Origin of the sequence: uncultured Paraglaciecola sp., assembly GCF_943787955.1 — a bacterium.
In the GTDB taxonomy this organism is placed as follows: Bacteria; Pseudomonadota; Gammaproteobacteria; order Enterobacterales; family Alteromonadaceae; genus Paraglaciecola.
Window position 1 is genome coordinate 16,056 of the sequence record NZ_CALSOK010000016.1, and the last position, 11,698, is coordinate 27,753.

6 protein-coding genes and 2 pseudogenes are annotated in these 11,698 nt (G+C 43.4%); 7 read left to right on the forward strand and 1 reads right to left on the reverse strand.

What is annotated here, in order from left to right:
• The first annotated feature begins 36 nt into the window (after window positions 1-36).
• The 7 genes and pseudogenes from Q0Y52_RS15285 (at window position 37) to Q0Y52_RS15315 (ending at window position 10,443) form a co-directional block, all read left to right on the forward strand.
• Window positions 37-1,437 carry a sodium/proline symporter gene (locus Q0Y52_RS15285; protein ID WP_297823081.1) on the forward strand — a complete coding sequence of 467 codons (1,401 nt, stop codon included), beginning with the start codon at window positions 37-39 and terminating at the stop codon, window positions 1,435-1,437.
• Window positions 1,438-1,624: 187 nt separating this feature from the next.
• Window positions 1,625-1,984, forward strand: a complete 360-nt coding sequence (locus Q0Y52_RS15290) for a nuclear transport factor 2 family protein (RefSeq protein ID WP_297823083.1) — start codon at window positions 1,625-1,627, stop codon at window positions 1,982-1,984.
• A 535-nt stretch (window positions 1,985-2,519) separates the two neighbouring features.
• Window positions 2,520-5,193, forward strand: a pseudogene (gene nirB, locus Q0Y52_RS15295) (nitrite reductase large subunit NirB).
• Window positions 5,177-5,525 (forward strand): annotated as a pseudogene (nirD, locus tag Q0Y52_RS15300) (nitrite reductase small subunit NirD). Before nirB ends, nirD begins: the two co-directional pseudogenes overlap by 17 nt.
• Before the next feature lie 21 nt (window positions 5,526-5,546).
• Entirely contained in the window at window positions 5,547-8,285 is a 2,739-nt protein-coding gene (locus tag Q0Y52_RS15305) for a nitrate reductase (RefSeq protein ID WP_297823085.1), read from the forward strand.
• Window positions 8,282-9,253 carry a uroporphyrinogen-III C-methyltransferase gene (gene cobA / locus Q0Y52_RS15310; RefSeq protein ID WP_297823087.1) on the forward strand — a complete coding sequence of 324 codons (972 nt, stop codon included), beginning with the start codon at window positions 8,282-8,284 and terminating at the stop codon, window positions 9,251-9,253. Before Q0Y52_RS15305 ends, cobA begins: the two co-directional genes overlap by 4 nt.
• A gap of 116 nt (window positions 9,254-9,369) precedes the next feature.
• A complete protein-coding gene (locus Q0Y52_RS15315; RefSeq protein WP_297823089.1) occupies window positions 9,370-10,443 on the forward strand; it encodes a glycosyl transferase family protein in 1,074 nt (357 codons plus the stop codon).
• Between the two features lie 409 nt (window positions 10,444-10,852).
• Here Q0Y52_RS15315 and Q0Y52_RS15320 read toward each other — a convergent pair whose 3' ends face one another.
• Window positions 10,853-11,536 (reverse strand): hypothetical protein, encoded by a 684-nt coding sequence (locus tag Q0Y52_RS15320; protein ID WP_297823091.1) that lies wholly within the window; start codon window positions 11,534-11,536, stop codon window positions 10,853-10,855.
• Window positions 11,537-11,698 lie beyond the last annotated feature (162 nt).

An 11,698-nucleotide genomic window follows, 5' to 3' on the forward strand; every position in this document is an offset into this window, starting at 1 on the left:
ATAAAAAAATTTTATATATAAAAACTAGGCTGTTTAATGATTTACTCATTTCTTGGATTTTTAACTCTTTTTACCCTTATAGGACTCTCTTCTGCTTGGAGCAGTCGCGGTACAAAAAGAGACTACTATCTTGCAAGCGGTGACGTGCACCCATGGTTGGTCGGGCTTTCGGCGGTTGCAACCAACAATAGCGGTTATATGTTTATTGGTGTTATTGGTTATACCTACACTACGGGCCTTGCCTCCATCTGGTTAATGATCGGCTGGATTTTTGGTGACTTCCTAGCTTCCACCTTTGCCCATAGACGCTTACGTAAAGCCACCGAAAGTACCGATGAAGTAAGTTATGCTGGTGTACTTAGCCACTGGAATGGACAATCATTCACCACTCTGCAACGTTTAATTGGCGTTATATCGCTTATATTTTTGTTGACCTACGCGGCAGCACAACTCGTCGCCGGCGGTAAAGCGCTTCATGTATTACTGGAATGGCCCCAGTGGTCTGGTGCCGTAGTGGGTGCTTTGATGGTGGCGTTTTATTGCATTGCAGGAGGTATACGCGCATCAATTTGGACTGATGCAGCACAATCCATAGTGATGATTTTTGCAATGGGTGCACTCGTTGTTGTAGCGACAATGCAATTAGGAGGCCTCACAGGTGCTATTGATCAGATGAATACTATAGACGGCTTTATGGATTGGTTACCAAAAGATTTAGTCGTCTCAGGCTTAGCAGGTGGCGCACTTTTTATTGTTAGTTGGATTTTCGCCGGTCTTTCTGTGATTGGCCAACCCCATATTATGATTCGTTTTATGAGTCTCAACAGTAATAAAAATATGGTTCAAGCCAAGCTTTGGTACTACCTCTACTTTACTTTATTCTATTCCCTTGCAACGTGTGTTGGCTTATTAGCACGTATTTACCTTAGCGATACCGGCAGCTTTGATGCTGAACTGGCACTCCCCACTATGGCACAACAATTATTACCTCCCGCAATGGTTGGATTAATTCTTGCCGGTATTTTTGCCGCCACGATGTCTACAGCAGACTCGCTCGCCTTAAGTTGTTCAGCGGCGCTTACTCACGACATACTCCCGCACAATATTGAAAAACCATGGATGCTAAAAGTGGCGACCATCGTTATTGTTGGCACAGCACTCTTGTTCGCATTATCCAACAACCAAAGTGTGTTCAGTATGGTCATCATGGCTTGGTCAGGCCTAGCCAGTGCTTTTGTACCACTATTAATAACCTTATGTTTCGGGGCTAATCCATCACAAAAAGCGTGTGTTATTGCGATGTTGGCAGGGTTTACTACCGCATTAATGTGGCGATACTTAGGCTTACAGAATATGGCGTATGAAGGGTTACCAGGGATAATATGTGGCTGTTTAATTTTGTATGGGTTTCATCTATATCATGAAAAAACAGGCTAAGTAACGATCAAGGCGAGCGTGATTCATACTGGTATAAAAACTCATAACAAACAAAATTTTCATGTACATTCTGACACAGCTGATTAAATGAAATATATGAATATTGGAATGATATCTCTTAAAGCCTTACTCTTTGGAGTTTTCACACTTAATTTGATCGGTGAACTTAAAGAAGGCCTTGTATTGCATGGAAATACTTGAGAATCGCCCTGATCTTGAGCCACAGGAAAGCATAGATATTTTGCGTAATGAATGTTACGGCGAAAACTTTATTGAGCATGCACCGAATATACCTGATGGGCGAGATGCGTTGTTGAGCTTGTTTGCAAGCCGTTATAAGAAGTACCCAGAACTTTCAATGACTGTCAATCGAACCGCTTCTGACGGTGATCTTGTTTGGCTCCATCTTCACGTCAAACATACACCTGAATCCCTTGGTGGTGCTGGTATCCAGATATTTCGAATGAAAGAAGGGAAAATTGTTGAGCTCTGGGGAGTTGGGCAGCCTGTTCCAAAGGAATCTAAAAATAATAATACAATATTTTAGGTTAGTTTATGGAGCGTTGCATATAACAAGTCATTCAAAGGGATAAATTCACGAGTTAAAACTAAACATAGCTGATCATTCGTAATTTTCCACACTGATGCAGCTTGTAGGCTCAGGGTAAATAATAGAATAGTGCACAGTGTGAACGTTTTTATCTAAGTTATTTTGTTATTTCTTCCAATAGGTATCTAGGTGTAAAACTGGCTACAAGAATATCTTCGCTGTATGACTTAACGCAACATCACTCAGTCTTTTTTAATGCTCTATATTGGTGCTGTTGCATTGAATAAGAGCAATATTTGTAGTGTTACACCTCTATTTTTCAAATAACCAATTGAATTATATAGCATTAATTATTGGCATCATTTCTGTATGGATTAAATGTAGAAACAATAAAATTGTTGCTAAACATATTTCATTTTCTATACAAAAATTATATGCAAGGTAACTTGGCAAAGAAGCCCACATATTCCTGAACTAGAATATTGGGTTTTTTTTTGCACTCAAAAAATACAGAAAAATGCAGAGGTGACTCATGTCTGACTTAATAAATGTACATAACGGGAATAACATGCGAATAGTAGTAGTAGGCAATGGCATGGTGGGTCACCATTTTGTTGAGCAACTCATACAACAAAATAATGTGCCTAGCAACGCTGACAACGCAATTAATGCCACTCAATTAGATATTGTGGTGCTGTCAGCAGAGCCAAGGCTTGCTTACGATCGTGTTCATTTATCCGAGTATTTTTCTGGTAAAACTGCGGAAGAGCTGGCCTTAACTTCACCAGAATATTATCAAGCACACAATATTAAATTTGCACTCAATGCCAAGGTTACCAACATTAACAAGTTGACTAAATCAGTTACCACCGAGGCGGGAGACGTGTTTGAATACGATAAGTTAGTTTTATCAACTGGCTCGTATCCTTTTGTTCCGCCCATCCCAGGGAACGACCAACCTCATTGTTTGGTATACCGTACTATCGAAGATCTTGAAAACATCAGTGCTTCTTCTGCCGTCAGTAAAGTAGGTGTGGTAGTGGGCGGTGGTCTGTTAGGTTTAGAAGCAGCCAACGCCCTAAAAGAAGCAGGCTTACATACTCATGTAGTTGAATTTGCCCCGCAGCTGATGGCCGTGCAGGTAGACAGCGGCGGTGGTCGTGTACTGCGCAGTAAAATCGAAGCTCTGGGTGTACAAGTCCATACACAAAAAGCCACCCAAAGTATTGAAGCCGGTGACACGTGTCGCTATAAAATGTGCTTTGCTGATGGTGAAGTGTTAGAAACAGACATGATTTTGTTCTCGGCAGGTATTCGTCCGCAAGATGCATTAGCCCGTGAATTCGATATCGACATCGGTGAGCGCGGTGGGATAGTCGTAAATGATCAATGTCTTACCAGCGATGCCAGTATTTATGCGATTGGTGAATGTGCCTTATGGAATAACTTTATCTTTGGTTTAGTGGCGCCTGGTTACACTATGGCCAGAGCCGCGGTTAGTCATATTATGGGTGGCGATGTCACTTTTCAAGGTGCTGATATGAGCACCAAATTAAAACTAATGGGGGTAGAAGTTGGTTCAATAGGTGATGCTCATGCTAGAACCGAAGGGGCTTTATATTACACCTACGAAAATCAACCATTAGAAGTATACAAAAAAATTGTGGTTGACGCCGAGCAGAAAAAACTATTGGGTGCAGTTCTGATTGGGGACAACAGTGATTACGACACCTTGCTGCAATACGCATTAAACGATATTGAATTACCAGCACATCCAGAAAGTCTTATTTTACCAGCGGGTGCCGATGCAGCACCTGCGCTTGGTGTGGATGCACTGCCAGACACGGCCACTATTTGTTCATGCCACAACGTATCAAAAGGTGACATCATTGAAGCCTTTGATACCGGCAGTTGCAATTTAGCGGATATCAAATCTTGCACTAAAGCCAGCACAGGCTGTGGCGGTTGTACTGCACTGCTTAAAACAGTCGTGGACAGCGAACTCACCAAACGTGGCGTAGAAGTGAAAAAAGACATTTGCGAACATTTCGCTTATTCACGACAAGAAATGTTTCATCTCGTCAAAGTCGGCGCTATCAAAACCTTTGACGACATGCTTGAAAAACACGGTAAAGGTTTAGGCTGTGAAATTTGTAAACCTGCAACAGGATCGATCTTAGCATCAGTATGGAATGATTTTGTCCTCAAGCCTGACCATATCAGTCTGCAAGACACCAACGATACTTACCTTGGAAATATGCAAAAAGACGGCACTTATTCTGTTATTCCTCGGATTGCAGGTGGCGAAATCACCCCTGAAAAACTCATTGTGTTAGGTCAAGTGGCCAAAGATTATAAGTTGTATACCAAGATCACCGGAGGCCAACGTATCGATTTATTTGGTGCCCGAGTTGAACAACTGCCTGCTATTTGGCAAACCCTTATCGATGCGGGGTTTGAGACCGGCCACGCCTACGCCAAGGCGCTTAGAACCGTTAAATCCTGTGTAGGCAGCACTTGGTGTCGTTACGGTGTGCAAGACTCCGTGGGCCAAGCCATCGAGTTGGAAAATCGCTACAAAGGTTTACGGCGCACCGCACAAAATTAAGTTTGCGGTCTCAGGGTTGTACCCGCGAATGCGCCGAGGCTCAAAGCAAAGACATTGGCGTCATCGCCACTGAAAACGGCTGGAACTCTATATGTCTGTGGTAACGGTGGCATGAAACCGCGCCATGGCGATTTGTTTGCAACCGACTTAGACACCGAGACCTTGGTTAAATACATTGACCGAGTACTGATGTTTTACGTCAGAACGGGCGACCGTTTGCAACGTACTTCGGTATGGATGGAAAACCTTGAGGGCGGTTTAGCCTATTTGCAACAAGTGGTGATTGAAGACTCGCTAGGCTTAGGTGAAGAGCTTGAAGCCCAGATGCAAAACGTGGTCGACACCTACCAGTGTGAGTGGAAAACCGCGATCGAAAGCGAACAATCTCGTAAACGTTTCCGCCAGTTTGTTAACAGTGATAGAGTCGGATCTGAACATTGTGTTTGTGGAAGAGCGTGAGCAAATCCGCCCGGCAACGGAGTCAGAAAAGGAACATTTAATAAAACTCAAAATATCCAAACACAAAGCCGTCAAGAAAAAGACACTGAACTTGCCACAGAATTGGTTTAAGGAGAGATATTATGAGTACACAACATAATTGGATCACGGTATGCCGCGATACAGATTTAGTCGCAAACTCTGGAGTTTGCGCTTTATTTAACGACCAACAAATTGCCTTGTTCAAAATAAAAAGCGCTAATGTCGAACAAATTTTTGCAGTCAGTAACTGGGATCCTATTGGCAAAGCCAATGTGTTGTATCGCGGTTTGTTGGGCTCGGTGCAAGACGCTAAGGTGATCATTTCACCGCTGTACAAACAACGTTATTGTTTAGAGTCAGGCCAGTGTCCTTGACGATGATGCCATTAAGTTGATCGTATACCCGGTGCGTATTGAACAAAACCACGTGCAGTTGCAGTGGGTTGACTAATTAATGTCACCGGGTCGTTTTATGCCTAAAAAACTCAATTGCAACGCACCTTCTTTGTTCAGCACTACTTGCCCATACTGCGGTGTGGGGTGTGGGGTAGATGTGCAAATTAGTACGGATAAGATATTAACCGATCTTGTAGGTAGTAGCGAACACCCGGCGAACTTTGGGCGTTTGTGTGTTAAAGGCAGTAAATTACTGGAAACTAACACGGTATCAGGTCGTTTACTTAGCCCCATGATTGGCGGTAAACAAGCCAGTTGGGATGAGGCAATTACCCAAGTGGCCAGTCAATTTAATCAGGTCATCGCAGAGCATGGACCTGATTCAGTGGCGTTTTATGTGTCGGGGCAATTGTTGACTGAAGACTATTACGTCGCTAATAAACTGATGAAAGGTTATATCGGCAGCGCCAATATCGATACTAATTCGAGACTGTGTATGTCTTCTGCCGTGGCAGCCTATAAACGTGCCTTTGGTGCTGATGCCGTACCTTGTTGTTATGAAGATTTAGAACAAGCCGAATTATTGGTATTGGTAGGCTCTAACGCCGCGTGGACCCACCCCGTATTATTTCAACGTATCGATCGAGCCAAAAAGCTTAACCCTGCCATGCAAGTGGTGAACATTGATCCTCGCAAAACGGCCACCTCAGAATTAGCGAATCTGCATTTAGCCGTGAAGCCGGGATCAGATGTGGCCTTGTTCAATGGTTTATTCACTCATCTAGCAGCCCAAGATGTTTTGGATCTCGATTATATTTCAGCCTATACCCAGGGGGTTGCACAGGTATTAAGTAACTGTGCGTCTTGGACCTTGGCGAAGGTCGCCAAACAATGTGACATAACAGAAGCAGAGTTACTCAGTTTTTACAACTTGTTTAGCCAAACCGATAAAGTCGTCACCGCTTATTGTATGGGCGTGAATCAGTCTTCTTCTGGTACTGACAAAGCTAACAGTATTATTAATTGCCATTTAGCCACGGGTAAAATTGGCCGTGAGGGATGTGGGCCGTTTTCGCTAACAGGTCAGCCTAATGCTATGGGGGGGCGCGAAGTAGGTGGCTTGGCCAACATGTTGGCTTGTCATATGGATATTGAAAACCCAGAACATCGTCAAACAGTACAAACTTATTGGCAATCACCAACTATCGCCAATAAACCAGGCTTAAAAGCCGTAGATTTATTTGAAAATATTCATAGTGGTAAAGTCAAAGCCTTGTGGATCATGGCGACAAACCCGATGGTGAGTATGCCCAACAGACAAAAAATTGCTGCAGCCTTAAAAAAATGTGAGCTGGTGGTGGTGTCTGATTGTGTGTCTAAAAACGATACCCTGGACTATGCACACATTGCTTTACCCGCAACGGGATGGTCAGAAAAAGATGGCACGGTAACTAATTCAGAGCGGCGTATTTCACGTCAGCGCGGCATGTTACCTGCAACAGGCGAAGCCAAACACGATTGGAAAATCATTTGTGACGTCGCCAAAGCCATGGGGTTTGCTAGCGGTTTTAATTTTGAGTCGCCCAGTGAGATATTTGCCGAGTACACAGGGTTAACGGAGGTGGATAACCAAGGCCGTCGTGATTTAGACCTTTCTGGTTTATGTCATTTGACAGAAACACAATACAACCGTTTAAAACCGGTGCAATGGCCGGTCAATAAATCTTCTCCTGACGGTACTAAGCGATTATTTACTAATGGAAAATTTTACACTCAAAGCGGCAAGGCGCAGTTTGTGGTCACCGAATTTTCTGCGCCTGAACAATTAACCTGCAGTGATTTTCCCTTTGTGCTCAACAGTGGCCGGGTGCGCGACCAATGGCATACCATGACGCGTACCGGCAAAACCTCTGAATTAACCGCACACGTTAGCCGCCCGTATTTAGCTATTCATGCAAAAGATGCTGAAAGCTTAGGGGTGATTAATGATGATTTAGTCAGCCTTGATGCGGCACATGTGTTGGGCGAAACACCTCCAGTGGTATTACCTGTATGGATTGATAACAATCAACGCCGTGGTGAAGTGTTTGCGCCTATTCATTGGAGTGCTAGCAATGCATCCAGTGCCAATATCACTGGGCTTTATACCGACGCTAACGATAAAATATCAGGCCAGCCTGAACTTAAACATGCTGCGGTGAAACTGCAAAAAGTCAGTTATCAACATTATGGACAATTGTTTATCCAGCAAGATCTTAAGGTGGAATTACTAGGTAAATATTTTGAATATTTTGTCACCTGCCCAGTTGAAAAAGGTCAGCTGGTATTTTTTGCCACTCGACAAGTGCCAGCAAGTATCAAACATAACTTACAATTACAACTGCCGTTGTATGACGAATGGATTAATGCCGCAGGCCCAGACTTAAACATTACCTGCGCCATGCGCCAAGGTGTGATGTCATTGATTATGTTTTCATCATCTAAAAATATTGCGGTTGACTCTAGCTGGATTACTAGTTTACTCAACAGCGAAGACGTTACCTCTGAACAACTTAATGGTTTGCTAAACATGCAACCAGATGAGGCATTCACACAAGGTAAGTTGGTGTGTAGTTGCTTTAAAGTGGGCGAAAATATTATTGTTGACGCCATCAAAGGCGGCTGTGATTCAGTCGATAGTTTGGGGAAACAGTTAAAATGCGGGACTAATTGTGGCTCATGTAAGTCTGAATTGAGCCAAATAGTTAAACAACATAAGTCAAAACAACGCGTTATTGAACACGACCCATTCATTACTTTGGAGGCATTATCATGAATACCGACAATACATTGCTACCATCGGTCTTACAAAGATTACAGCAGTTTTTGTCAAGTCATAACGCCAATCCTTTGAATCAATTGCCGAATTGGTTAAAGCATTACTTCACTAAAAATCAGTTTGTGCAGCGCAATAAACGCGGCGACAAAGGCCATGTGTATTTGATTGGTGCAGGACCGGGTGATGCAGAGTTACTGACCCTAAAAGCCCATCGCTTGATTCAGCAAGCTGATGTGGTGATGTACGACTGGTTGGTCAATCCAGATATTATCAAGATGATCCCAAGCCATGTCGAACGGGTATTTGTGGGGAAAAAGTGTGGCCGGCATAGCATGCAGCAAGCTGTTATTTGTCAATTGATGATACAGGTGGCACTCACCGGTAAAAACATCGTCCGTTTAAAAGGGGGGGACCCCGCTATTTTTGCAAGGGCTGCAGAAGAATGCGATATCTTAGCCAAACACCACATCAACTTTGCCATAGTACCAGGTATCACCGCCGCATCAGGGGCATCGGCCTACGCAGGCATTCCCCTTACACACCGAGAATGCGCTCAATCAGTGCGTTTTATTACCGCGCACTTAAAATCAGTCACGTCAGCCACAGGCACACTAAAATCATCCACAGACGAGCCGAACTGGAAATCCTTGGTGACTGGAGCCATTGCCTCACACTCTTCTACGAATGGCGAAACCTTAGTGTTTTATATGGGGCTTAAACGCATCGACACTATTATGCAGCGCCTCGAAAGCCATGGATTACCTGCCAATACGCCAGTTGCAGTAATCGATCAAGCCTCCACACCTCAACAACAAGTGTGTGAAGGCACGCTAGAAAATATCGCAAAACGCGTCACTGAGCGAAATTTTCAAGGGCCAGCCGTGACGATTGTAGGTGAGGTAGTGAATAAACGTCATAAGGTCAACTTATCGCTGTTATCACCATCGGTCAGCGCCCATGCTTAACAAATACTTAAATAAAAACTAAATTCTACCTGCAATACAACCTAAGTAATATTATTAGGTGATAATTTTTTTGTAATTTAGCGCCGTTATTCAGGATAGAATATTAAGCAGAGCAGATGAGAAATAAGCAGGCTATGTCAGACACCCCAACAGATTTTAAACACTTTATTCGCATCATTGGCCGTGGCCAAAGGGCAGGGCGCACGTTAACTATGCTCGAAGCAAAACAGGCCATGAGTATGCTCATCAATGGCCAAGCCACAGCGGAGCAAAAAGGCGCTTTTTTGATGTTGTTACGGGTTAGAGAAGAAACGGCAGAAGAGTTAGCCGGTTTTAGTCAAGCGTTTCGCGCATTCACACCTACTGACATATCTGCACTAACCGCTGATTTAGACATGGGCTGCTACGCCGGTAAACGCAGACATCTACCTTGGTTTTTTTTAGCGGTCATGTTGCTAGCGCAACAGGGTAAACGCATATTTTTACATGGCACACACGAGCCAGATTCAAAACGTTTGTACCTCAAAGAAGTGCTGCCACAAATAGGTTTTGATGTGGCGCAAGACTCTGGTCAGGCGCGGATTGCCTTAGACACATTCGGTTTTGCTTATATGGACTTAAAACACATTAATCCGCAACTCGACGATATAATTCAATTGCGGGAACAGTTTGGTTTGCGCTCGTGCGCCAATACCTTGGCCAGAATGCTCAATCCATCCAATGCCACTCATAGCCTACAAGGTATTTTTCACCGCCTGATAGACGAAAAGCACCGTAAAACTGCCGCATTATTGCATGACCAGAATGTATTGTGTTTTAGAGGCGAGGGTGGAGAAGTTGAATTTAATCCACTACGGGATGTGACCTTACATATGAGTCGTGATGCACAGCAAACATGCAGCGACGTGGAAGCGACTTGCGAAACCTTTATTACCAAACCTCAAGAGCTAGATGCCAAACAGCTCATCAATGTGTGGACCGGGCAAACAGACGAAATTTACGCTAACCATGCTGTGGTGGGCACCTTGAGTTTGATGTTGGTATTAGTGAATAAACTAGACTGGGCAGAGGCCTATCAACAAGCAGAAATTATGTGGCAGGGGCGTGATAAAACATGGCCAGTTGCTTTGCCTGAAAATAATGTAGGCGCAGAGGTTTTTGATACTACGGGCAAGCATTACGCCCATTAAAGGCGGGACAAAGGACTCACCACTGAATTACATCCACGCTGTAAAATATAGGTATATATTTGTGTATTAAATCTGCGTGGCCTAGTTGCTCCTGAACAGTGCGGATGCCTTCACCTGATTGTAGTAATTGAGTGGCGCAAGGTTTGAGTAGTGACAGGTTTGTCAATATTCACTTTATTGACGGCAAATCGAATTGCTTTTTGCTCGGTGTATGTATCAATATGATGACGTCCCGATGATGGGTCCTCAGGATTTCAACAATTGCCGAGATGCAAACAGATATTGCTATTGTAATGAACGATTGGCCTTTTAACATTTTAGTCTTAAACGATGAGGTAAATATACACCGCTGTATTTGAGGTTTGACAAATCTGCATCCAAATATTGTTCTACTGAAAGTAGGAAGTATTCAGCCAAATTTTCTTTTCATGTTCAGCTTCAAATCATTTGTCATATGCCTCAAAAACGCCTTAAATGTGCCTAATTGAAGCTCAGGTGCTAAGCTTTTAGATAGTCGGATAATTTGCCAGTAATAAAATCCTACTTGGCCAAAACTATTGATGGCTTTTATCAAATTTGAAGAGCTGTTGTTACCCCAAAAGCCGGTACCTAAAACCAATTTATCCTCATAACAGTCGATTCTCTGAATCGTCTGCTGGATAAGCTTTGCTGAGCAATCATGCTCGGTACACAATGGCCTAGCAAGTCCAATCACATCTACCTCACCACTTTCAATCGCCCGTTCCATAACGTCACGGCTACGAAAACCTTCTGTGTTCATCACAGGAATTTGCGCGGACTGTTTGATACGTTCAGCATATTCGATAAAGTAAGCTTCACGTTTGCAAGTGCTTTTTCGCACGTCTGTGGGTTCAACTCCTATTAAGCTTAATTGTTCGTAAGTGCCACCTGACATTTCTAGTAGTTCGACCCCATCTTCGCCCAGCCAGCTGGCAACGGTTAAACAATCTTCAAGGCTGAAACCTCCTTTTTGAAAAATTTGCTGAGTTGAATTTACATTAATGGGAAAGTCAGCATACGGCTGCGCGAACACCGACAATAATGCGGCGAATAATTCGAACCCTGTTTTCAAAAGAGCTCAGTCACACTCTATTATGTGGCCTACTATTCGAAACAAGAATCTATGATCAACATGTTTATGACCAATGCCATGCCTGACGGAGCAATATTTGCTAATTGAGTAAGTGCTAGGATGTGTAAAATAAAACTGATAAAATTCACTACTGTAGGCATT